This window comes from Streptomyces sp. NPDC050439 (assembly GCF_040655335.1).
Taxonomy (GTDB): domain Bacteria; phylum Actinomycetota; class Actinomycetes; order Streptomycetales; family Streptomycetaceae; genus Streptomyces.
In genome coordinates this window covers 632,227-653,655 of record NZ_JBFAJT010000006.1, presented here as the reverse complement: position 1 = coordinate 653,655, position 21,429 = coordinate 632,227, and the positions used below count along the sequence as shown (strand labels likewise).

Sequence of the window (21,429 nt, the reverse complement as noted above, 5' to 3'; positions counted from 1 at the left end):
GGCCGGGATGTCGGTGGCGCGGTGCACGATGGGTCCATGAGCGTGCACATCGAGATCGCGGGCCTGCCGCAGGAGCGGATCTTCTTCGACCCTTCGCCCCTGGCGGAGCTGGGCGTCGCCCTGCACGCGCTGGCCGAGCCCGGCCACCACCCGGGGCTGCACGGCTGGGCCACGGCGACCACCGCCTGCCTCAAGCCGGACCTCGCCGACCGGCTGTGCGAGGCCGACTTCCTGTGGCGGAACACGTTCTCGGACGTCTTCATGGCGTTCGCCGGGCTCGTCGACGGCGACGGCAGGCCGGGCGCCACCCTCACCGACGAACTGGACCTGCTCGACCGCCTGGACGACGAGCGATTCGTCATGGCGGCCCTGGAGTTCACCTGCGGCACGACCTACAACGAAGGCGGCCCTTCGCCGCTCACCGACCCGGTCCGCGGAGCGCGCGCCCTGGAGCTCGCCGCCACCCGCGGCACACGGCAACTGGACTTCGCGCGGCGCCTGCTGAGCGACCCGCGGACCGTCCGGGCCTGGCTGCGCCGCCTCCTGGAGGACTGCGACGAGGCGTTCTTCGCGGACACCTGGCGGCGGGTGCGCGTCCAACTGGCCGCCGACGCACGGCACAAGACGGAGATACTGCGCCACAAGGGCCTCTCCGAAGTGCTGACGTCAGTCTCGGCGGCCCTCTCCGTGGACGCGGACAACCGTCGCATCACGGCGGACAAGCTCGTGCCGGGCCGGACGACCGCCCTGGACCACTCCCTGGGCGCGGGGCTCACGTTCGTGCCCTCGCACTTCGCCTGGCCGCACCTGATGGTCCTGCACGCGCCCGGCTGGCGCCCGGTGATCCACTACCCCGTGTCCGCGCCGGACCTGGCGAGGCCCACCTCGGTGGAGACCCTGGAGAAGCGGCTCACGGCCCTCGCGCACCCCGTGCGCCTGCGGCTGTGCCGCGACCTGGCCCGCGCGTCCTTCACCACCGGGGAGCTGGCCCACGCGGTCGGCCTGACGGCCCCCGAGGTCTCCCGGCACCTCACCCTCCTCAAGAAGGCGGGTTTGGTCACCACGGCTCGGCGCGGGCGGTACGTGATGCACCAGCTGGACGTCTCCGTGGTGGCCCGCCTGGGCAGCGACTTCCTGGAGGGCATCCTGCGCTGACCCCACGGGACGGGGCAGCCGTCAGGCCCCGCCGCCGCCGGCCCGCACCAGACCCGTCTCATACGCCAGGACGACCACCTGCACCCGGTCCCGCAGGCCGAGCTTCGTAAGGATGCGGCCCACATGGGTCTTCACCGTGGCCTCCGACAGGACGAGCCGCGCCGCGATCTCCCCGTTCGAGAGCCCCTGGGCGACCAGGATCATGACCTCGCGCTCGCGCTCGGTGAGCCGCTCCAGCTCCTTGTGCTGGGGCTGCCCGCCCGCGTTCGGCAGCATCGGCGCGAAACGGTCGAGGAGGCGCCGCGTCGTGGACGGCGCGACCACCGCGTCACCGCTGTGCACGGAGCGGATCGCGGCGAGCAGCTCACCCGGGGGCACGTCCTTCAGCATGAAGCCGGAGGCGCCCGCCTTCAGCCCCGAGAAGGCGTACTCGTCGAGGTCGAACGTCGTCAGGATCAGGACCTTCGGCGGGTTCGCGTCCTGGCAGATGCGCCGGGTCGTCTCCACGCCGTCCAGTTTCGGCATGCGTACGTCCATGAGCACCACGTCGACCTCGGTCGTCTGCAGCGCCTGCAGCGCCTCGACCCCGTCGCCCGCCTCCGCGACGACCTCCATGTCCGGCTGTGCGGCGAGCACCATCCGGAACCCCGTGCGCAGCAGCGCCTGGTCGTCGACGAGCATGACGCGGATCGACATCAAAGGCCCTTTCGTTTCGGTGACAGGTGTCAGTTTGCGGGCTTGAGCGGGAGAAGCGCACTGATGCGGAAGCCGCCGCCCGGCCGCGGCCCCGCGTCCAGGGTGCCGCCGACCATGCCGACGCGCTCCCGCATGCCGATCAGGCCGTGCCCGCTGCCGTCCGCGCCGCCGTCCTCGTACAGCTCGTGCGGGGCGCCCTTGCCGTCGTCCTCGACGAGCAGCCCGAGGCCGTCGTCGAAGTAGACGAGGCGCACGCTCGCGCCGGTGTTCTCGCCGCCGTGCTTGCGGGTGTTGGTGAGCGCCTCCTGCACGATGCGGTACGCCGTGAGCTCGACGCCGCTGGGCAGCGGGCGCGGGGTTCCCTCGACCTTGAAGTCGACCGGGAGGCCTGCCGTGCGCACCTGCTCGATGAGCTCGTCGAGCTGCTCGACGTCGGGCTGCGGGACGTACTCACCGCTCTCCTGGTGCTCGCCGGTGCGCAGCACGCCCAGCAGCCTGCGCATCTCGGCCAGCGCCTGCCGTCCGGTGCCGGAGATGGTCTCCAGGGCCTGCTTGGCCTGCTCGGGGGCCGCGTCCAGGACGTACGCCGCGCCGTCGGCCTGGACGACCATCACCGAGACGTTGTGCGCGACGACGTCGTGCAGCTCACGCGCGATGCGGGCCCGCTCGGCCGCCACCGCGACCTTGGACTGTGCCGCCCGCTCCTTCTCCAGGCGGTCGGCGCGCTCCTCCAGCTGCGCGAAGTACGCCCGGCGGGTGCGGATGGAGTCGCCGAGCACCCAGGCCAGGGCGAACGGCACCATCTGGAAGATCGTGAAGAAGATGCTGCCGAAGGTGCTTATGCTCTCCTCCGGCCAGCGCAGCGACGACAGCGGAGCCGCGCACAGGCCGCCGACGAGGGCGAACCGCGAGGCCCACTTCGCGCCGTCGGCCGACGCGGTGTAGATGATCACCAGCATCGCGAAGTCGGCCGGCATCGTCTTCACGTCGAAGATCAACTGGGCGACGCCGAGCACGACGGCGAGGATGAGCATCTTCTCGACGTACTTGCGGCGCAGCGCCACCACGACGGACATGCCGAGGACGATGACGGCGGCCGCGACCTTCGGGTCACGGCCTTCCCCCTCGGCCATGGAGACCAGACCGATGCCGGACATCCCGAGCAGGACGAGGGCCCAGAAGCCATCGACCCCGGTCGGGTGTCTGCGGAGGAAGTCATAGACGCGCTGCACGTAACCCAGCGTAGGCAGCGGGACGGCCCTCCGGGGTCAACCGGAGGTCCGATCCGTACCGCTCGCGTGTACTCCCCAAGGTGGAGGCCCGCTTAGCCTTCTCGCGTGACGAACGAGGCCCGAGGTGAGCGGAAAGACGCGCGGCGTGGCTGGCGGGAGGCCATGGAGGCCGCCCTGTACGGGCCCGGCGGCTTCTATCTGCGCCCCGAAGGCCCCGCGGGACACTTCCGGACGTCGGTGCACGCCTCGGCCCATTTCGCGGGCGCCGTGGCCCGGCTGCTGTGCCGGGTGGACGAGGCCCTCGACCACCCGGACGAGTTGGCGTTCGTCGATCTTGGCGCGGGGCGCGGCGAGTTGACCGCGGGCGTCCTGGACGCGCTGCCCGCCGACGTGGCGGCACGAGTGCGTGCCTGCGCGGTCGAGCGGGCCGCGCGCCCGGCAGGACTCGATCCGCGCGTGGAGTGGCACGACCTGCCGCCCACCGGGGTCACCGGCCTGCTCTTCGCCAACGAATGGCTCGACAACGTCCCCCTGGACGTCGTCGAGGTGGACTCCGAAGGCCTGGCGCGGCACGTGCTCGTCGGCGACGACGGCAACGAGTCCCTCGGCGACACGGTGGAGGGCGCGGACGCCTCCTGGCTCGCGCGCTGGTGGCCGCTCGCCCCTGAGCCCGGCCTGCGCGCGGAGATCGGCCGCCCCCGGGACGAGGCGTGGTCGGCGGCCGCGGCGACGCTGACGCGCGGCCTCGCGGTCGCCGTGGACTACGCGCACGACCGCGCCGCACGGCCGCCCTTCGGGACGCTGAACGGCTTCCGGGAGGGCCGCGAGGTGGCGCCCGTGCCCGACGGCACGTGCGACATCACCGCCCATGTGGCGCTGGACGCGTGCGCGCTGCCCGGAGCCCGTCTGCTCACCCAGCGGGCGACCCTGCGGGCGCTCGGCGTGCGCGGTGGCCGCCCGCCGCTCTCCCTTGCCACCAGTGATCCGACGGCGTACGTACGGGCCCTCACGCGCGCGGGGGAGGCGGCCGAGCTGACCGCCGAGGGCGGGCTCGGCGACTTCGGGTGGCTGATCCAGCCCGTGGCGCTCGAGGACGCGCCCGGCGGGCCGCTACTTGTCGATGTCGCCGACCACGAAGAACAGTGACCCCAGGATCGCCACCATGTCGGCGACCAACTGCCCCGGCAGCAGTTCGGCGAGTGCCTGGATGTTGTTGTACGACGCCGAGCGGAGCTTCAGGCGGTACGGGGTCTTCTCGCCCTTGGAGACCAGGTAGTAGCCGTTGATGCCCAGGGGGTTCTCGGTCCACGCGTACGTGTGGCCCTCGGGGGCCTTGAGCACCTTCGGGAGACGCTGGTTGACCGGCCCCGGCGGCAGCTCGGCGAGCCGCTCCAGGCAGGCGTCGGCGAGGTCGAGGGCGTTGTGGGTCTGCTCCAGGAGGCACTCGAAGCGGGCCAGGCAGTCGCCCTCCTGACGCGTGACGACCTTCAGGGTGTCCTGGAGCTCCCCGTACGCGAGGTAGGGCTCGTCGCGGCGCAGGTCGAAGTCGACTCCGGAGGCGCGGGCGATGGGACCGCTCACTCCGTAGGCGTGCACCGCCTGAGGGGAGAGCACGCCGACGCCGCGTGTACGACCCCGGAAGATCTCGTTGCCGAGCACCAGCTTGTCGTAGACATCCATGCGGGAGCGGACCGATGCCACCGCGCCACGCGCGCGTGCGGCCCATCCGGCCGGCAGGTCCTCCTTGAGGCCGCCGACCCGGTTGAACATGTAGTGCATGCGGCCGCCGGAGATCTCCTCCATCACGTTCTGGAGCTCCTCGCGCTCCCGGAACGCGTGGAACACCGGGGTGATGCCGCCCAGTTCGAGGGGATATGAGCCGAGGAACATCAGGTGGTTGAGGACGCGGTTCAGCTCGGCGAGGAGCGTGCGCATCCAGACGGCGCGCTCGGGCACCTCCATGCCCAGCATCCGCTCCACGGCGAGGACGACCCCGAGCTCGTTCGAGAACGCGGACAGCCAGTCGTGCCGGTTGGCGAGCACCACGATCTGCCGGTAGTCACGCGCCTCGAAGAGCTTCTCCGCACCGCGGTGCATGTAGCCGATGACCGGCTCGGCCTGCTGGATCCGCTCGCCGTCGAGGACGAGGCGCAGCCGCAGCACGCCGTGCGTGGACGGGTGCTGCGGGCCGATGTTGAGCACCATGTCGGTGCTCTCCGCGGCGCCGCCGATGCCGAGCGTGGTCTCCGTCGTGGGGCTCATGCGCGCATTCTCTCGTACGCGCGCTCCTACGCGACTGTCACGTCGGCTACGTACGCTTGAGGCATGGAAACGGGGACGGCGGGACCGGCACGGCCGGCGCAGCCGGGAGAGTCAGCCGCGGAGCCGGTGTGGACCGGGCTGCCGCGGGGGGTGCTGCGGATGCGGCGACTGCTCCTCGTGGTGTGGCTCGTGCCGCTCGCGGCGGCCGTCGGTGTGCTCCTGTGGGTCTTCGCCGGGCCGTCGTGGGCAACGTTCGCGGCCGTCCCGCTGGCGTTCGTCGCGTGGGGCTGGCCGATGCTGGGGCGCAACTGGCGCTCGTGGCGGTACGCGGAGCGGGTGGACGACCTCCTGATCAGCCGGGGTGTGCTCTGGCGCGAGGAGACGGTCGTCCCGTACGGCCGGATGCAGCTCGTCGAGGTGACATCGGGGCCCGTGGAGCGCTACTTCGGCCTGGCCGGGGTGCAGCTGCACACGGCGGCCGCCGCCACGGACGCCCGCATCCCCGGCCTCGTCCCCGCGGAGGCGGAGCGGCTGCGCGACCGGCTCACCGAACTGGGCGAGGCCCGCTCGGCGGGGCTGTGAGCGGCGTACGGGAGGTTGCCGGGCAGGAACACACCCCGGGCGTCGAGGTCGTGCGAGAGCGGCGTCTGCATCCCGTCACGCCCCTGCGCAGGGCCTGGGCCCCGGTCGCGGTCATCGTGGGCTTCGCGGTGCACGACCCGGGCGGCACACAACGGCGGGTCTCCGAGCTCCCGGTGACCGGGCTGCTCGTCGGCATCGCCGTCGTCCTCCTGGGCGGCGCCTTCTACGGCTTCATGAGCTGGTGGTTCACGCACTTCGCCGTCACCGACACCGAACTGCGCATCCGTACCGGCCTGATCTTCCGGCGCACCGCGCACATCCGGCTCGACCGGCTCCAGGCGGTGGACGTGACACAGCCGCTCGCGGCCCGTATCGCGGGCGTCGCCAAGCTCAAGCTGGACGTCGTCGGGACGGAGAAGAAGGACGAACTGGCCTATCTGGGACAGGAGGAGGCCTCCTTCCTGCGGGCCGAACTCCTCGCGCGTGCGGCCGGTTTCGCGCCCGAGACGGCGCACGAGGTCGGCGAGGCGCCGGTCGACAACCTGGTGCACGTACCGCCGCGCATGCTCGCGATCGCCCTGCTGCTGACGGGCACGACGTGGGCCATGCTCGTCGCCACGCTCATCGTGCCGCCCTTCCTGTGGTTCGCCACCCACAACCTGTGGACGGTGCTCGCGACGGGACTTCCCATGCTGGGCGGCGCGTTCGCCGGCAGCGTGGGGCGGTTCATCGGGGAGTACGACTGGAAGGTGGGCGAGTCCCCGGACGGTCTGCGCATCGACCACGGGCTGCTCGACAAGGCGCACGAGACGGTGCCCCCGGGGCGCGTGCAGACGGTGCGTGTCGTGGAGCCGTGGCTGTGGCGGCGGCGCGGCTGGGTGCGGGTCGAGCTGGATGTCGCGGGCTCGTCCAACGGCGTCCTGGTCCCGGTCGCGCCGCGGGAGATCGCGGAGGCCGTGATCGCGCGCATCCTGCCGGGGGTACGGGTGCCGGACGCCGCCGAGCTCGTCCGCCCTCCCGCGCGGGCCGCGTGGTGCCTTCCGGTGTGGTGGAAGGGGTACGGCCTGACCGTGACGGACACGGTGTTCGCGGCGCGGCACGGCCTGCTGCGCCGCCGCCTGTCCCTGGTTCCGCACGCGAAGGTGCAGAGCGTGCGGCTCACGCAGGGCCCCTGGGAGCGCTTCAAGGGGGTGGCGGACGTGCACGTCGACACGGGCGCCGACAAGACGGTCACGGCGCGGCTGCGACCCACGGAGGAGGCGGCCGCACTGCTGTCCGCGCAGGCGGAGAGGTCGCGTACGGGACGGAGGACGGCGCGACCGGATCGGTGGATGGCCTGAAGAGGCTGGAATTCAGCCCGTCCGGCGTTTGAGGACGAACTCGGCGGAGCCGGTGATGACGGCAACCAAGGCCCAGGGGCCCGCCTACGCCCGCAAAGCCGTCCGCAGCTCCGCCACGTCGATCTGCTCGGTCTCGTCGTGCGCCGTCAGGTCGATGACCTGGCCCACGCCCCGCGCGGCGTCGTCCTGCGGCGCGTTCTTGAACTCCGCCTCGGACTCCGCCTTGTGCACGGCGAGTGCCTCCTCGCCCACGACGTCCGCGAGGTCCTCGTTCTGCACGGACTCCAACGCACCCGCGGTCGCCTCGCTCTTCGTGCCGAAGAAGTCGAAGCCGCCCTGGACGCCCTGGCGTCGCCTCTGCGCGGGCGGCGCGACGGCGACCGCGCGCTCATGCCCGCCGTACCCCTCGGCCGCCCCGGACTTCCCCCGCGCTTCGTCCCCGTCCGCGCGCTGCCGGGAGGCATCGCCCTCGGGGGAAGGCTTCGGGGTCAGCCGGTCGAGCGCCATGTTCGCCCTGTCGTACAGCGACGGGGGCGCGATCGACCCCGGGCGCACCACGGGAGCCGGCGCCTCGGCCCGGGCCGCGGGCTCCGCGCGCGTGGGGGCCGGCGGCAGCGCCCGCGCCGGGGTGGACGCCTCGATGGCGAGCAGCCGCCGCCCCTCCAGGGCGCTCGCGCGCTCGGTCTCCGCGGTCGCGTACCGCCGCAGGAGCGCCGCGTGTTCGTTGCGCAGGGCGGCGAGCTCGGCCCGCTTGGAGCGCAGCTTCGTCTCCAGACGGCCCCGGATCTCGCGGGACTCGTCGAGGTCGGACTCGCACTCGGCTATGCGTTCCTCGTAACGCCACTCGTCGCTCTTGCGGGCCCGGCCCAGCTCGGCGACCTGCTTGCCGGCCGCCAGGTCCCAGCGGCGCATGACGACCGAGCCCACGACGGCGGCCGCCGCCGCGGCGGCGACCAGGCCGCGGAGCACGACGGGTTCCGCGAACAGCCAGGCGCCACCGGCGCAGACAAGGGAGAGGCCTGCGACCGTCGAGGGAGGAAGCAGCCTGTGCAGGGGTGGGGAATGGCGGTGACGTCCACGTGGCATGGCCAGAAACTTACCGCGCGTAGGCGAACTATGGTGCCCCGCCCGCCAAAATGAGAGCGTCACAGCGCTAACTCCCCACCCTTCACGATCCTCTTCGGCCACTCAACTCCACTTTCGGCCGAGCCACTTCGAGGATGCTCCTCCTTCCCGCGCTACTTCTTGATCAATCCCTTCGACTCCAGATACTCCTTGGCGACATCGGCTTCCTTCTGTCGCTCCACATCGACCTTCCGGTCGAGTTCCGCGAGATCTTCCGTCGTCAGGGTCTTGGTCAGCTTCCCGAGCGCGTCGGCTATCTCCTTGTCGCCCGCTTCCTTCGCGTTCACAACCGGAAGGATGTTGTCCGCGTTCTGCAGCTTCTTGTCGTCCTCAAGGGCCACCAGACCGAAGCTGTCGAGCGTCGCGTCGGTGGTCGTGGTCAGCACCACCTGGTCCGTGCCGTTCTTCACGGCCTGCTTGGACTGCGTGGTGCCGACACCCTTGGGGTCGATTCCCGCGACGTCGATGCCGTACGTCTTCTCGAGCCCGGGCGCGCAGAACGGGCGCGACTCGCATTCGTCACTCGCGGCGATCTTGACCTTCTCGCCGGACTTACCGAGATCCGAAAGGGTCTTGAGCTTGTGCTCCTTCGCGTATTCCTTGCTCACCGCGAACGCGTTCTGGTCGACCGCTTCACCGGCGGGCAGCACCTTCAGGCCCTCCGGTTCCGCGAGCTTCTTCAGCGCGGTCACCGTGTCGTCCACGTCATTCGAGGCGACCGGCTTCGCCTTCGGGCCGTTCTTGCCGAGGTTGAGGAACTCCGCGAGCGTCGCCGCGTATTCGGGGGCGACATCGATCGAGCCCTTCTTGAGCTCGGGTTCGTACACCTCGCGGTTCTGGACGGTCTTGACCTCGGCGTCGTATCCGGCGTCCTCCAGGACGCCCACATAGAGCTCGGCGAGCACCTTCTGCTCGGTGAAACGGGCCGACCCGACGACGATCTTGCCCTTGCCGCCCGCCTTGTCCCCTTCACCCTTGCCGTCCTTCTCCAGGCTGTCCCCGCCGCACGCGGTGAGCCCCGCGGTCAGCGCCACGACGGCCACGGCCGCCCCTGCCATCCGTCGTGCGCGACGCGTTGTGCTGTTCATGCGTGAACCACCATTTCGAAAGACCCGGGAAAACTGGAAAACGTGAGGCTGTCGGGGATCACCGCGCGACCCCCGAGCGCCCTCGCATGGGACTGAACACCTTCCCCACCACGACGAGCACCACCTCGACGAAGAGCGCGAGAAGCGCCACAAGGAGCGCGCCCGCCACCACCTGGGGCGTGTTCTGCAGGTTGAACCCGGCGGTGATGATCCGGCCGAGGCCCCCCTCGCCCGCCATCGCGGCGAGCGTCGCCGTGGCGACGACCTGCACGCCCGCGGACCGTACGCCGGTCATGATCAGCGGGTACGCGAGGGGCAGTTCGACCCGCGCGAAGAGCTGTCGGCCGCTCATGCCCATCCCCCGGGCCGCCTCCACCACCGCCCGGTCGACCTCACGCATCCCGATGTACGCGTTGGTCAGCAGCGGCGGGACCGCGAAGAGCACGAGCGCGATGAGCGTCGGTACGTCCCCGTGCTCGCCGAGCGGGGTGAGCGTGAGCAGCACGAGCACCGCGAGTGTCGGCACCGCGCGGCCGATGTTGGAGATGTTCACCGCGAGGGCGCCGCCCTTGCCGATGTGGCCGAGGTACAGGGCGATCGGCAGCGCGATCAGGCACGCGACGGCGAGGCAGACCCCGCTGAAGTAGAGGTGCTCGGCGAGGCGGTGCCACACCCCCTTCTCGCCCTGCCAGTTGGCACTCGTGGTCAGCCAGTCGTACGCGCCGGTTATCGCGTTCATGCAGGTTCAGCCACCTTGGCCGTGCGTTCCGCCGGGGCGGGACGCTTCGTACGTATGCGATGGACGCGGGTCCACGGGGTCAGCCACCGCTGCAGCGCGAGGAGGAGCAGGTCGGCGACGACCGCGAGGACCACGCAGAGCGCCGACGCGGTGAGCACCTGCGCCTTGAAGGTCGTGTCGAGGCCGTCGAGGATCAGCGATCCGAGGCCTCCGTAGTCGACGATCGCGCCTACCGTCGTCAGGGCCACCGTCGAGACCGTGGTGATGCGGACTCCGGCGAGCAGGGCGGGCAGCGCGAGCGGCAGTTCCACCTCCCACAGCAGCCTCAGCGGGCCGTACCCCATCCCCTTGGCGGCGTCCCTGGCCTCGTCCGGCACGGCCTGGAGCCCCGCCAGGATGTTCCGCACCAGGATCGTCAGGGAGTACAGCACGAGGCCCGTGACGACCAGCGACGCCGAGAGCCCGAAGAACGGCAGAAGCAGCGAGAACATCGCGAGCGACGGGACGGTGTAGAGCACGGTCGTCACGCCGAGGATCGGTCCCGCCAGGAAGCGCCAGCGCCGGGCGAGCAGCGCGAGCGGCAGCGAGACGGCGACGCCGATGGCGACCGAGGCGGCGGTGATGCCCACGTGCTGCACGGTGGCGTCGATCAGCTCCTGGCTGCGGGAGCGGACGTACTCCCCGCAGATCCAGTCGTTCGTCACCAGACAGTTCTCTTCGCTCATCCCGCCCCACTCCCCCCGAGTCCCGTTTCCTGAGGCCGTCTGGCGACCCTAACGCGCAGCACCGACAATCGCCGAGACTCGTCGTACTGGCGCAACATGGGCTTTACACAACGCCCGCAACAATGGGGAATCATGATCCGGTTCGAGCACGTCACCAAGCGGTACGAGGACGGCACCACGGCCGTCGACGACCTGTCCTTCGAGGTCGCCGAGGGTGAACTGGTCACGCTCGTCGGCCCGTCGGGCTGCGGCAAGACGACGACGATGAAGATGGTGAACCGCCTCATCGAGCCGTCCGAGGGCCGGATATTCGTCGAGGGCGAGGACATATCGACCACCGATCCGGTGCAACTCCGGCGCCGTATCGGCTATGTCATCCAGCAGGTCGGCCTTTTCCCGCACAAAACGGTCCTGGAGAACACGGCGACCGTCCCGCACCTGCTCGGCGTGAAGCGCGGCAAGGCCCGAGAGCGTGCCGCCGAACTCCTCGACCTGGTCGGCCTCGACCCCGCCACCTTCGGCGACCGCTACCCCGAGCAGCTCTCCGGAGGACAGCGCCAGCGGGTCGGTGTGGCCCGCGCGCTGGCGGCCGACCCGCCCGTGCTCCTGATGGACGAGCCGTTCGGCGCGGTCGACCCCGTGGTGCGCGAGCACCTGCAGAACGAGTTCCTCCGCCTCCAGCAGGCCGTCCGCAAGACCGTCCTCTTCGTCACGCACGACATCGAGGAGGCGGTCCGTCTGGGCGACCGGATGGCCGTCTACGGAGACGGGCGCATCGAGCAGTTCGACACCCCGTCGACGATCCTGGGCGCACCGGCCAACGCGTACGTGGCGGACTTCGTCGGCGCGGACCGCGGCCTCAAGCGCCTCTCCGTGACGCCCATCGAGGAGGGCGACCTGGAGCAGCCTCCCGTCGTGCACCTGGACGACCCGCTGCCCGCACGGCTCGACGCCCAGTGGGCGGTCGTCCTGGACGGCGAGAACAACCTGCACGGCTGGATCTCCGCCGAGCACGCGCACGGCGCCAAGGGGACCGTCAGGGACCACGCCCGGCGCATGGAGGCGTGGCTCCCGGTGGGCGCCACCCTCAAGCAGGCGTTCGCCACGATGCTCCAGCACGACGCGGGCTGGATCGCGGTCATCGACAAGGACAGCGAGGGCCGCTTCCTGGGCGTACTCACCCCGGCCCGGCTGCACGAGGCGCTGCGCAGGTCGACGGCGGCCGACGCGCGCGACATCGCGCGCGGGGAGGTCGAGTTGGAGACCATCACGGCCATCAGCAAGCTCTGAGGAGCCCCTTGACTTGCTCAGCCGCTACTTGCCGTTCAGCCGCCCGCTGATCCACTCCAGGGTGGCGGGAATCTCGCGGCGCCAGGTGTTGAAGTTGTGCCCGCCGCTGTCGAGCGTGATGGACGAGACCCTGGTGGGCGCCTTCACCTTGCCGATGAACTTCTCGGTGTCCGCGAAGTTGTCCTCTCCATGTCTGCTGGTGGTGACAAGGAGGGACGTCTTGGGCGGCGGCATGTGGTCGAGGGACCACATGAGGTCGGCGCGCTCCTCCAACTCCTTGTCGCCGTGGAAGAGATCGCCCGTCGTCACGTCGATGGGCGCCTTGTAGTACGCGGAGAGGCCCGCCCCGGCGGCGTACACGTCGGGGTGGTGCAGGGCGAGCTTCAGGGCGCAGTAGCCGCCCGTGGAGTCACCGATGACGCCCCAGCTCCCCGCGGTGCGGCCCGCCCTGTAGTGCTCGGAGATGGCGTCCGGCAGGTCCTTGGCGAAGAACGTCTCGGCCTGCGGTCCGCCGGGGATGTCCACGCACTCGGTGTCGCGCGGCGGCGCCACGGTGGGCCGCATCATGACGAGGATCATCGGCTTCATCTTGTCCCGCCTGACCAGTGAGTGGGCGGTCTGCGGGTAGTGCAGGCCCTTGATCAGCGCCTCGGCGGTGCCGGGGTAGCCGGTCAGCACGACGGACACCGGGAACGTGCGGTTCTTGTACCGCGGCTGGAAGTACTCGGGCGGCAGGTAGACGTACGCGGGGCTCGCTATGTCGGCCTCCTTCCCGCTGACGACCACCTTCTGGATCTGTCCGCCGGTCGACGGCCTGCCGCCGCCGGGCACGTTCACGGGCCGGGTGCCGCGTACGTCGACCGGGGACCCGCCCTTGGCGGGGTCGTGGTCGACGACGACACCGGGGCTGGTCTCCTGGCCGAAGAGGTCCGCCCAGGTGGCGTAGAAGCCGAACGCCTGATTGGCGGCGAGGCCGACCGAGGCGAAGATCGCCAACTGGGTGGCGATGAGCAGCCCGACGCGGCCGGTGACGGACCGCCAGGTCTGGCGGGCAAGCCGCGGCCAGAGCCAGACCGTGCCGACGAACAGCAGGACGGCGAGGAGGACCGCCAACACGAGGAGCTTGTTGCTCGTCAGACCCATGGACGTTCTGCCTGCGCTTTCTGCCTGTTCCGTGGTTCTTTTCCGGCGGTTTTCCGGTCGGGAGTGAACCCGACTCCCAGAAGGACCGTCCTAGAGGGCGCAATGTCGCCGGATGCCGTTTTGGTGCCGGAATCAAGGTCTCTCGCAGAACCACGGGATGCGATGTCTGTCAGGATAGATGCGGAAATGTCGGGTGGGGTTCCGGACAGTGAGGGCAGCCGCCCCGAAGGACGGCGCCGTACCGGCGGGCTCCGTGACGGCAGCCACAGCAGACTCGGCCGGCTGGTGCGCGGCCCGCGCCCCGAGTCCGTACCGACCTTCGTCGCCCGCGCCTGCACCCTCGTGGGCCTGCTGAACGTGGCGGCCGGCGTCTTCCCGCGCTTCCGGCACAGCCGCATGCACGCCCTCGCCGAGGTCCTGCCCGGCGCGCTCGGCCCCTTCGCCGCCGCCCTCGCGCTCAGCTCCGGCGTCCTCCTGCTGCTTCTCGCGCACGGCCTGCGGCGCCACAAGCGGCGGGCCTGGCGGGCCGCCGTGGTGCTGCTCCCGGCCGGTGCCGTCGCGCAGTTCGCCTACCGGCACTCGGTCATCGGCGTACTGATCTCCCTCGCCCTCCTGACGCTGCTCCTTCGCCACCGGAGCGAGTTCGCCGCGCTGCCCGACCCGCGCAGCCGCTGGCGCGCGGTCGCCAACTTCGTCCTCCTCGGGGCCGGTTCCATCGCCCTCGGCCTGGTGATCGTCAGTGTCCACCCGGGCAAGGTCATCGGGGACCCGAGCATCACGGACCGCCTCGCCCACGTCCTGTACGGCCTGTTCGGCTTCGAGGGCCCGGTCGACTACTACGGGACCACGACCTCGACCGTCGCCTACTCGCTGGGCGCGCTCGGCATGCTCACCGCCCTCACCACCGTCTACCTGGCCTTCCGCCCCGAACACCCGGCCGCACGCCTCACCGAGGACGACGAGGCCAAGCTGCGCGCCCTCCTCGACAAGCACGGCGCCCGCGACTCGCTGGGCCACTTCGCGCTCCGCCGCGACAAGGGGGCCGTCTTCTCCCCCAGCGGCAAGGCCGCGGTCACCTACCGCGTCGTCTCCGGGGTGATGCTCGCCAGCGGCGATCCCATCGGTGACGTGGAGGCCTGGCCCGGCGCCATCGAACGCTTCATGGACGAGGCCAAGGCCCACTCCTGGACGCCCGCCGTGATGGGCTGCTCCGAGACCGGCGGCGAGGTCTGGACCCGCGAGACCGGCCTTGACGCCCTCGAACTGGGCGACGAGGCGGTGGTGGACGTCGTGGATTTCTCCCTGTCCGGGCGTGCGATGCGCAACGTACGCCAGATGGTCAAGCGGATCGAGCGCAATGGCTACGAGACGCGCGTACGGCGGGTGCGTGACCTCGGGGAGCGTGAACTGGAGCGGATACAGCGCGCCGCCGACGACTGGCGCGGCACGGACACCGAACGCGGCTTCTCCATGGCACTCGGCCGCATCGGCGACCCGGACGACGGCGACTGTCTGATCGCGACCGCGCACAAGGCCGACGAGGAACCGGGTCCCTACGGAGACCTCAAGGCCGTCCTCCACTTCGTCCCCTGGGGCACGGACGGCGTCTCCCTCGACCTGATGCGTCGCGACCGCGCCGCCGACCCCGGCATGAACGAGCTGCTCATCGTGGCCGCCCTGCAGGCCGCCCCGAAGCTCGGCATCGCGCGCGTGTCCCTCAACTTCGCGATGTTCCGCGCGGCCCTCGCCCGCGGCGAGAAGATCGGCGCGGGGCCCGTCCTGCGCGCCTGGAGGGGCCTGCTCGTCTTCCTCTCGCGCTGGTTCCAGATCGAGTCGCTCTACAAGTTCAACGCGAAGTTCCGCCCCCGCTGGGAGCCCCGCTTCGTCGTCTACCGCTCCTCCAAGGACCTCCCCCGCATCGGCTTCGCCGCCATGCAGGCCGAGGGCTTCGTGACCCTCGCGATGCCCCGCGTCCTGCGCCGTGCGGGCGCACAGCGCCGCCCCTGCCCGCACCGGACCACAGAGCGTGAGGTCCGGGCGGCGTAGCGCCCGCCCGCTCGGGCCTAGGCTGGAGGCATGAGTACGTTGCGCGGGCGGGGACCGGTCGAAGGGCTGCCCCAGTGGGGCCGCTGTGCGGTCATGGGGGTCGTGAACGTGACACCCGACTCCTTCTCCGACGGGGGCCGCTGGTTCGACACCACGGCTGCCGTCAAGCACGGCATCGACCTGGTCGCCCAGGGCGCCGACCTGGTCGACGTGGGCGGTGAGTCCACCCGCCCCGGCGCCACGCGCGTGGACGAGGACGAGGAGCTGCGGCGCGTCGTCCCCGTCGTGCGGGGCCTGGCGGCCGAAGGCGTCACCGTCTCCGTGGACACCATGCGCGCCACCGTCGCCGAGCAGGCACTGGCCGCGGGCGCCGTCCTGGTCAACGACGTCAGCGGCGGCCTCGCCGACGAGCGCATGGTCCCCGCGGTCGCCGCCGCGGGCGCGCCCTTCGTGGTGATGCACTGGCGCGGCTTCCTCGCCGACATCCACGCCACGCCCTCGTACGAGGACGTGGTCTCCGAAGTCGTCGCCGAGCTCCACGCGCGCGTGCGCGCCGCCATCGAGGGCGGCATCGCCCCCGAGCGCATCGTCGTCGACCCCGGCCTCGGCTTCTCCAAGAACGCCGAGCACGACCTGGCGCTCCTGGCCCGCATCGACCGCCTGCGCGAGCTCGGCCACCCGATCCTGGTCGCCGCATCCCGCAAGCGCTTCCTCGGGCGCGTCCTCGCAGGCCCCGAGGGTGCCCCGCCGCCCGCCCGCGAGCGCGACGCGGCCACCGCCGCGGTCTCCGCCATCGCCGCCCACCAGGGCGCGTGGGCGGTCCGCGTGCACGAGGTGCGGGCCACCGCCGACGCCGTACGTGTCGCACACGCCGTGACCAGCGCGGCGGGCGGTTCCCGGTGACCGGGGCCAGGACCGACGTCGAACAGGTCGAGCTGGCCAACACGGCCTTCTACGAAGCACTGGAGCGCGGCGACTTCGACGAGCTCTCCGACCTCTGGCTGGACGCGGACGCGGCCCCCGAGTCGCATGACCCCGACGCCCGGGACGACGAGGACATCGCGGAGGACGGAGCCGAGGCCGCGATCTCCTGCGTCCACCCCGGCTGGCCGGTGCTCACCGGCCGCGGCGAGGTCCTCAGGTCGTACGCGCTGATCATGGCGAACACCGAGTACATCCAGTTCTTCCTGACCGACGTGCACGTCGGCGTGGCCGGTGACACCGCCCTGGTGACCTGCACGGAGAACATTCTCAGCGGCGGCCCGCCGCCCGAGGCCGGCGGCGAACTCGGTCCGCTCGTCGGCCAGCTCGTCGTCGCCACCAATGTGTTCCGCCGCACAGTCGACGGCTGGAAGCTCTGGTCGCACCACGCCTCACCCGTACTCGCCGAAACAGACGACGAAGAGGACGAGGACACACCCTCTTGAGTGGGTAGGGGCGATTCCGGGAGCCCCCGCGGACGAGGGCTGTCAGTGCGCGCAGGTAGATTCGATCGAGGCCGGTGTTCCGACCGCACTCGGTGCAGGCCTGCCGATAACGACGATTGCAGGAGTGATTCGCGTGGATCGTGTCGCGCTGCGCGGCCTCAAGGCCCGTGGACACCACGGTGTCTTTCCGCGGGAACGCGAAGAGGGCCAGACCTTCATCGTGGACCTGGTTCTTGGCCTGGACACCCGTGCGGCCGCCGCCGACGACGACCTGGCGAAGACCGTGCACTACGGCATCGTGGCCGAGGAGGTCGTGGCCGCCGTCGAAGGCGACCCGGTGGACCTCATCGAGACCCTCGCCGAGCGCATCGCACAGACGTGTCTGAAGCACGAAGGAGTCCTGGAGGTCGAGGTGTGCGTCCACAAACCGGACGCCCCGATCACCGTCCCCTTCGACGACGTGACCGTCACCATCACCCGGAGCCGAGTATGACCGCGTTTTCCACGCAAGGGCAGAGCGACCCGACCGTCCAGCCGGTGCCCACCGCCGTCGTGGAGCAGGTCGACGCCGCCGACACCACCCTCTCCAACCCCAAACGCGCCGTGATCTCCCTCGGCAGCAATCTCGGCAACCGCCTGGAGACGCTGCAGGGCGCCGTCGACGCCCTGGAGGACACCCCCGGCCTGCGCGTCAAGGCCGTCTCCCCGGTGTACGAGACGGAGCCCTGGGGCGTCGACCCCGGCACCCAGCCGTCGTACTTCAACGCGGTGGTCGTGGTGAAGACGACCCTGCCGCCCTCCTCGCTCCTGGAGCGGGCGCACGCCGTCGAGGAGGCCTTCCACCGCGTCCGTGACGAGCGCTGGGCCGCCCGCACGATCGACGTCGACATCGTGGCGTACGCGGACATCGTCTCGGACGACCCCGACCTCACGCTCCCCCACCCGCGCGCGCACGAACGTGCCTTCGTCCTGGCCCCCTGGCACGACGTCGAGCCCGAGGCGCAGCTGGCGGGCCGCGGCGAGGTGGCGGACCTGCTCGCCAAGGTCACCCGCGAAGGCGTCACGCCCCGCGTCGACCTGGAACTCCGCCTGCCCGAGTAATCGTTAGGGTCTATCGGACCCGCACGATCGAGATCGACAAGAAGCTCGACAAGAAGCGGTCCGTACGACGATGAAGGGTCACCCGTGAAGCAGCTGCGCATCAGGACACTGATCGGCCTCTTCCTGGTGGCCGGCGTGCTGTCCTGGGCGGGCGCCCGGCTGTGGGACTCCGTGGGCACCCTCCCGCGGGTCCCGCTGGCCGCGCCCATCGTGCTCGCGGTGATCGCCGCGGTGCTGCTGGCCACGGCCCTCTCCCTGCGCTCCCGGCTGCGCGCCCAGCGCGAGCGACGCCCCGGAGCCAAGGGCGTCGAACCGATGATGGCCGCACGCGCGGTCGTCTTCGGCCAGGCGAGCGCCCTGGTGGCCGCCCTGGTCGCCGGGATGTACGGCGGCACGGGCGCCTTCCTCCTGGAGTATCTGGACGTCCCGTCCCGCCGCGACCAGGCGATCTACGCCGGCCTCTCCCTGGTGGCGGGCATCGCGGTCATAGCGGCCGCATTCTTCCTGGAGCGCGTCTGCAGGCTCCCGGAGGACGACGACGAGACCGGCGGAACGGCCGCGGCCGCCTGAAGCGGCCGGGCGCGCGCCGGGGCGTCCACGCGTCGCGCTAGCGCGCCATGATCAGGCTCATCGCCTCGTTGCGCGTCGCGGGGTCGCGCAGCTGCCCGCGCACCGCCGAGGTGATCGTCTTCGCGCCGGGCTTGCGCACCCCGCGCATGGTCATGCACATGTGCTCGCACTCGACGACGACGATGACGCCGCGCGGTTCGAGGATCTCCATCAGCGAGTCGGCGACCTGCGTGGTCAGCCGCTCCTGGACCTGCGGACGGCGTGCGTACACGTCCACGAGGCGGGCGAGCTTCGACAGGCCGGTGATCTTGCCGTCGGAGGACGGGATGTAGCCGACGTGCGCGACACCGTGGAAAGGCACCAGGTGGTGCTCGCACGAGCTCTGCACCTCGATGTCCTTCACCAGGACCATCTCGTCGTGGCCGAGGTCGAACGTCGTCGTCAGGACGTCCTCGGCCTTGAGCCACAGACCGCCGAATATCTCCTTGTACGCGCGTGCCACGCGGCCCGGAGTCTCCCGCAGGCCCTCGCGGTCCGGGTCCTCCCCGACCGCGATCAGCAGCTCGCGCACGGCGTTCTCGGCCCGCTTCTCGTCGAAAACGCCGATCGTGCCCTCGCCGTCCAGCGTCACGGGGTCGGTCATCTGTGCCTCGTTCCTTGCGTTCCGTGCGTCACTGCGTACGGAAGCGCTACCGCGTACGAAAAAAACTGCGCCCCCAGGCTAGAACCAGGGGGGCGCAGCTTCCATTCCGGGCCTGTTGAGGCGACCGGGGGGATCAGCCTTCGGGGCGATCCTCCTTGGTCACGTCGATCGGCGTCTCCGTCGGGCCCGCGGTCACCGCGGGCGTGGCGCCGTTCGCACCGTTCGTCAGTGACAGCTCCCGGGGGGAGAGCACCGGCGGACGGGTCGAGGGCGTGCGCCGCGAGGAACCGGTCCACGCCGGGCGTGCCGGACGCTTCACGATGCCGGCGAAGACCTCGGCGATCTGCTCCTTGTTCAGCGTCTCCTTCTCGAGGAGCTGCAGAACCAGGTTGTCGAGAACGTCGCGGTTCTCGACGAGGATCTCCCAGGCTTCGTTGTGCGCGGTCTCGATGAGCTTCTTGACCTCTTCGTCGACCAGCGCCGCGACCTCTTCCGAGTAATCGCGCGGGTGACCCATCTCGCGGCCCAGGAACGGCTCGGTGTTGTCGCCACCGAATTTGATCGCGCCGAGCCGCTCGGTCATGCCGTACTGCGTGACCATGGCCCGTGCGGTCGCGGTGGCCTTCTCGATGTCGTTCGCCGCGCCCGTCGTCGGGTCGTGGAAGACGAGCTCCTCGGCCGCGCGCCCGCCCAGCATGTACGCGAGCTGGTCGAGCATTTCGTTGCGCGTGGTCGAGTACTTGTCCTCGTCCGGCAGGACCATCGTGTAACCGAGGGCTCTGCCGCGCGACAGGATCGTGATCTTGTGGACCGGGTCCGAGTTCGGAGAAGCCGCCGCGACCAGGGCGTGTCCGCCCTCGTGGTACGCGGTGATCTTCTTCTCCTTGTCGGACATGATCCGCGTCCGCTTCTGCGGACCGGCCACGACACGGTCGATCGCCTCGTCGAGCGAGTGGTTGTCGATCAGCTTCTTGTCGCCGCGCGCCGTGAGGAGCGCCGCTTCGTTCAGCACGTTCGACAGGTCGGCGCCGGTGAAGCCCGGCGTACGCCGTGCCACCGCGCCCAGGTCGACGTCCGGGGCGACCGGCTTGCCCTTCTGGTGAACCTTGAGGATCTCCAGACGGCCCTGCATGTCCGGGCGGTCGACCGCGATCTGGCGGTCGAAACGGCCGGGACGAAGCAGCGCCGGGTCGAGGATGTCGGGGCGGTTCGTGGCGGCGATCAGGATGACGCCGCCCTTCACGTCGAAGCCGTCCATCTCGACGAGCAGCTGGTTCAGCGTCTGCTCGCGCTCGTCGTGACCGCCGCCCATACCGGCACCGCGGTGCCGGCCGACGGCGTCGATCTCGTCGACGAAGACGATCGCCGGGGCGTTCGCCTTGGCCTGCTCGAAGAGGTCACGCACACGCGACGCACCGACACCGACGAACATCTCGACGAAGTCGGAACCGGAGATCGAGTAGAAGGGCACGCCGGCCTCACCCGCGACAGCGCGCGCGAGGAGCGTCTTGCCCGTACCGGGCGGCCCGTACAGGAGCACGCCCTTGGGGATCTTGGCTCCGACGGCCTGGAACTTCGCAGGCTCCTGGAGGAACTCCTTGATCTCGTGGAGTTCCTCGACGGCCTCGTCCGAGCCGGCGACGTCGGAGAACGTCGTCTTCGGGGTGTCCTTGGTGATGAGCTTCGCCTTGGACTTCCCGAACTGCATGACCCGGGAGCCGCCGCCCTGCATCTGATTCATCAGGAACAGGAAGACGACGACGATGAGTACGAAGGGGAGAAGGGAGAGCAGGATGCCGACGAACGGGTTCTGCTTCGACTCCGAGACGGTGTAACCGTCCGGGATCTTCTTGTCCTCGAACTTCTCCTGCAAGGTGTTGGCGATGGCGACGCCCTGGTCGCCGATGTAGCTCGCCTGGATCTTGCTGCTGTCCTTGACCTTCTGGCCGTCCTTGAGCTCGACCTTGATGGTCCGCTCGTCACCGGTCGTGAGCTTGGCGGATTCGACCTTGTCGTCGTTGATCGCCTGCACAACCTGGCCGGTGTCCACCGTCTTGTAGCCGCCGGACGAACCGACGACCTGCATCAACACGACCACGGCAAGGACGGCCAGCACGATCCACATGACTGGCCCACGGAAGTATCGCTTCACGTCCATCCATACGGAGCGAAGACGCCCCGTCCCTCCTGCCATAGTGAGTTTGATAAAGACTGTTCTTCGGACGGTACCCCAGCATTGTCACCCGAAGCCGCACGGGACGGCTG

The 21,429-nt window shown here is 70.5% G+C and carries 21 protein-coding genes; 11 read left to right on the top strand and 10 right to left on the bottom strand.

The window, feature by feature from the left end:
* Positions 1-42 precede the first annotated feature (42 nt).
* Positions 43-1,155 carry a DUF5937 family protein gene (locus AB0I66_RS27550; protein ID WP_363210688.1) on the top strand — a complete coding sequence of 371 codons (1,113 nt, stop codon included), beginning with the start codon at positions 43-45 and terminating at the stop codon, positions 1,153-1,155.
* 21 nt (positions 1,156-1,176) lie between these two features.
* Here the strand turns inward: AB0I66_RS27550 and AB0I66_RS27545 are convergent, their stop codons facing one another.
* Together AB0I66_RS27545 and AB0I66_RS27540 are read right to left on the bottom strand one after the other, a co-directional pair.
* Positions 1,177-1,851 carry a response regulator transcription factor gene (locus tag AB0I66_RS27545; RefSeq protein WP_363210609.1) on the bottom strand — a complete coding sequence of 225 codons (675 nt, stop codon included), beginning with the start codon at positions 1,849-1,851 and terminating at the stop codon, positions 1,177-1,179.
* A gap of 29 nt (positions 1,852-1,880) precedes the next feature.
* Positions 1,881-3,083 carry a sensor histidine kinase gene (locus AB0I66_RS27540; protein ID WP_363210608.1) on the bottom strand — a complete coding sequence of 401 codons (1,203 nt, stop codon included), beginning with the start codon at positions 3,081-3,083 and terminating at the stop codon, positions 1,881-1,883.
* A gap of 162 nt (positions 3,084-3,245) precedes the next feature.
* On the opposite strand from AB0I66_RS27540, the gene AB0I66_RS27535 reads away from it, so the two are divergent.
* Positions 3,246-4,229: an SAM-dependent methyltransferase gene (locus tag AB0I66_RS27535; RefSeq protein ID WP_363210687.1), complete on the top strand. Its 984-nt coding sequence runs from the start codon at positions 3,246-3,248 to the stop codon at positions 4,227-4,229.
* Here AB0I66_RS27535 and AB0I66_RS27530 read toward each other — a convergent pair.
* Positions 4,194-5,345 carry an NADH-quinone oxidoreductase subunit D gene (locus AB0I66_RS27530; RefSeq protein ID WP_363210607.1) on the bottom strand — a complete coding sequence of 384 codons (1,152 nt, stop codon included), beginning with the start codon at positions 5,343-5,345 and terminating at the stop codon, positions 4,194-4,196. The genes AB0I66_RS27535 and AB0I66_RS27530 overlap by 36 nt on opposite strands.
* A gap of 63 nt (positions 5,346-5,408) precedes the next feature.
* Here AB0I66_RS27530 and AB0I66_RS27525 point away from each other — a divergent pair, with 63 nt between their 5' ends.
* Positions 5,409-5,927, top strand: a complete 519-nt coding sequence (locus AB0I66_RS27525) for a PH domain-containing protein (RefSeq protein WP_363210606.1) — start codon at positions 5,409-5,411, stop codon at positions 5,925-5,927.
* The gene (locus AB0I66_RS27520) at positions 5,924-7,267 is read left to right on the top strand and encodes a PH domain-containing protein (RefSeq protein ID WP_363210605.1); all 1,344 of its coding nucleotides are present in this window, start codon (positions 5,924-5,926) and stop codon (positions 7,265-7,267) included. The genes AB0I66_RS27525 and AB0I66_RS27520 overlap by 4 nt, the downstream gene beginning before the upstream one ends.
* An 84-nt stretch (positions 7,268-7,351) precedes the next feature.
* Here the strand turns inward: AB0I66_RS27520 and AB0I66_RS27515 are convergent, their stop codons facing one another.
* The 4 genes from AB0I66_RS27515 to AB0I66_RS27500 all read right to left on the bottom strand — a co-directional run bounded on the left by AB0I66_RS27515 (position 7,352) and on the right by AB0I66_RS27500 (position 10,944).
* Positions 7,352-8,353, bottom strand: a complete 1,002-nt coding sequence (locus AB0I66_RS27515; protein ID WP_363210604.1) for a hypothetical protein — start codon at positions 8,351-8,353, stop codon at positions 7,352-7,354.
* Between the two features lie 152 nt (positions 8,354-8,505).
* A complete protein-coding gene (locus AB0I66_RS27510) occupies positions 8,506-9,480 on the bottom strand; it encodes an ABC transporter substrate-binding protein (protein WP_363210603.1) in 975 nt (324 codons plus the stop codon).
* A gap of 58 nt (positions 9,481-9,538) precedes the next feature.
* Entirely contained in the window at positions 9,539-10,219 is a 681-nt protein-coding gene (locus AB0I66_RS27505) for an ABC transporter permease (RefSeq protein WP_363210602.1), read from the bottom strand.
* Positions 10,216-10,944, bottom strand: coding sequence for an ABC transporter permease (locus tag AB0I66_RS27500; RefSeq protein WP_363210601.1), 729 nt, complete (start codon positions 10,942-10,944; stop codon positions 10,216-10,218). Before AB0I66_RS27500 ends, AB0I66_RS27505 begins: the two co-directional genes overlap by 4 nt.
* A gap of 132 nt (positions 10,945-11,076) precedes the next feature.
* Between AB0I66_RS27500 and AB0I66_RS27495 the strand changes: the two genes are divergently transcribed.
* Positions 11,077-12,234 carry a betaine/proline/choline family ABC transporter ATP-binding protein gene (locus tag AB0I66_RS27495; protein ID WP_363210600.1) on the top strand — a complete coding sequence of 386 codons (1,158 nt, stop codon included), beginning with the start codon at positions 11,077-11,079 and terminating at the stop codon, positions 12,232-12,234.
* A gap of 24 nt (positions 12,235-12,258) precedes the next feature.
* Here AB0I66_RS27495 and AB0I66_RS27490 read toward each other — a convergent pair whose 3' ends face one another.
* Positions 12,259-13,377 carry an alpha/beta hydrolase-fold protein gene (locus AB0I66_RS27490; protein ID WP_363210599.1) on the bottom strand — a complete coding sequence of 373 codons (1,119 nt, stop codon included), beginning with the start codon at positions 13,375-13,377 and terminating at the stop codon, positions 12,259-12,261.
* 186 nt (positions 13,378-13,563) lie between these two features.
* On the opposite strand from AB0I66_RS27490, the gene AB0I66_RS27485 reads away from it, so the two are divergent.
* The 6 genes from AB0I66_RS27485 (at position 13,564) to AB0I66_RS27460 (ending at position 18,521) form a co-directional block, all read left to right on the top strand.
* Positions 13,564-15,423 carry a phosphatidylglycerol lysyltransferase domain-containing protein gene (locus AB0I66_RS27485; RefSeq protein WP_363210598.1) on the top strand — a complete coding sequence of 620 codons (1,860 nt, stop codon included), beginning with the start codon at positions 13,564-13,566 and terminating at the stop codon, positions 15,421-15,423.
* Between the two features lie 30 nt (positions 15,424-15,453).
* Positions 15,454-16,326: a dihydropteroate synthase gene (gene folP, locus AB0I66_RS27480; protein WP_363210597.1), complete on the top strand. Its 873-nt coding sequence runs from the start codon at positions 15,454-15,456 to the stop codon at positions 16,324-16,326.
* Positions 16,323-16,850, top strand: coding sequence for a nuclear transport factor 2 family protein (locus AB0I66_RS27475; RefSeq protein WP_363210596.1), 528 nt, complete (start codon positions 16,323-16,325; stop codon positions 16,848-16,850). The genes folP and AB0I66_RS27475 overlap by 4 nt, the downstream gene beginning before the upstream one ends.
* Positions 16,851-16,983: 133 nt before the next feature.
* Positions 16,984-17,343: a dihydroneopterin aldolase gene (folB, locus tag AB0I66_RS27470; protein WP_363210595.1), complete on the top strand. Its 360-nt coding sequence runs from the start codon at positions 16,984-16,986 to the stop codon at positions 17,341-17,343.
* Positions 17,340-17,951, top strand: coding sequence for a 2-amino-4-hydroxy-6-hydroxymethyldihydropteridine diphosphokinase (gene folK, locus AB0I66_RS27465; RefSeq protein ID WP_363210594.1), 612 nt, complete (start codon positions 17,340-17,342; stop codon positions 17,949-17,951). The genes folB and folK overlap by 4 nt, the downstream gene beginning before the upstream one ends.
* A gap of 84 nt (positions 17,952-18,035) precedes the next feature.
* On the top strand, positions 18,036-18,521 hold the full coding sequence (locus tag AB0I66_RS27460) for a DUF3180 domain-containing protein (protein WP_363210593.1): 486 nt from the start codon (positions 18,036-18,038) through the stop codon (positions 18,519-18,521).
* A 37-nt stretch (positions 18,522-18,558) separates the two neighbouring features.
* Here AB0I66_RS27460 and folE read toward each other — a convergent pair whose 3' ends face one another.
* Together folE and ftsH are read right to left on the bottom strand one after the other, a co-directional pair.
* Positions 18,559-19,164, bottom strand: a complete 606-nt coding sequence (gene folE, locus AB0I66_RS27455; protein ID WP_344522535.1) for a GTP cyclohydrolase I FolE — start codon at positions 19,162-19,164, stop codon at positions 18,559-18,561.
* Positions 19,165-19,297: 133 nt separating this feature from the next.
* Complete coding sequence (ftsH, locus tag AB0I66_RS27450; protein WP_363210592.1) at positions 19,298-21,322, bottom strand: ATP-dependent zinc metalloprotease FtsH; 2,025 nt, start codon at positions 21,320-21,322, stop codon at positions 19,298-19,300.
* Between the last annotated feature and the right edge of the window lie 107 nt (positions 21,323-21,429).

What these genes read in the sequence shown, in the direction of transcription:
- AB0I66_RS27545 (WP_363210609.1), bottom strand. Translation starts at nt 1,851, where the DNA reads ATGTCGATCCGCGTCATGCTCGTCGACGACCAGGCGCTGCTGCGCACG.
- ftsH (WP_363210592.1), bottom strand. Translation starts at nt 21,322, where the DNA reads ATGGACGTGAAGCGATACTTCCGTGGGCCAGTCATGTGGATCGTGCTG.
- folE (WP_344522535.1), bottom strand. Translation starts at nt 19,164, where the DNA reads ATGACCGACCCCGTGACGCTGGACGGCGAGGGCACGATCGGCGTTTTC.
- AB0I66_RS27530 (WP_363210607.1), bottom strand. Translation starts at nt 5,345, where the DNA reads ATGAGCCCCACGACGGAGACCACGCTCGGCATCGGCGGCGCCGCGGAG.
- AB0I66_RS27500 (WP_363210601.1), bottom strand. Translation starts at nt 10,944, where the DNA reads ATGAGCGAAGAGAACTGTCTGGTGACGAACGACTGGATCTGCGGGGAG.
- AB0I66_RS27505 (WP_363210602.1), bottom strand. Translation starts at nt 10,219, where the DNA reads ATGAACGCGATAACCGGCGCGTACGACTGGCTGACCACGAGTGCCAAC.
- folP (WP_363210597.1), top strand. Translation starts at nt 15,454, where the DNA reads ATGAGTACGTTGCGCGGGCGGGGACCGGTCGAAGGGCTGCCCCAGTGG.
- AB0I66_RS27515 (WP_363210604.1), bottom strand. Translation starts at nt 8,353, where the DNA reads ATGCCACGTGGACGTCACCGCCATTCCCCACCCCTGCACAGGCTGCTT.
- AB0I66_RS27525 (WP_363210606.1), top strand. Translation starts at nt 5,409, where the DNA reads ATGGAAACGGGGACGGCGGGACCGGCACGGCCGGCGCAGCCGGGAGAG.
- AB0I66_RS27490 (WP_363210599.1), bottom strand. Translation starts at nt 13,377, where the DNA reads ATGGGTCTGACGAGCAACAAGCTCCTCGTGTTGGCGGTCCTCCTCGCC.
- AB0I66_RS27495 (WP_363210600.1), top strand. Translation starts at nt 11,077, where the DNA reads ATGATCCGGTTCGAGCACGTCACCAAGCGGTACGAGGACGGCACCACG.
- AB0I66_RS27485 (WP_363210598.1), top strand. Translation starts at nt 13,564, where the DNA reads ATGTCGGGTGGGGTTCCGGACAGTGAGGGCAGCCGCCCCGAAGGACGG.
- AB0I66_RS27535 (WP_363210687.1), top strand. Translation starts at nt 3,246, where the DNA reads ATGGAGGCCGCCCTGTACGGGCCCGGCGGCTTCTATCTGCGCCCCGAA.
- folK (WP_363210594.1), top strand. Translation starts at nt 17,340, where the DNA reads ATGACCGCGTTTTCCACGCAAGGGCAGAGCGACCCGACCGTCCAGCCG.
- AB0I66_RS27510 (WP_363210603.1), bottom strand. Translation starts at nt 9,480, where the DNA reads ATGAACAGCACAACGCGTCGCGCACGACGGATGGCAGGGGCGGCCGTG.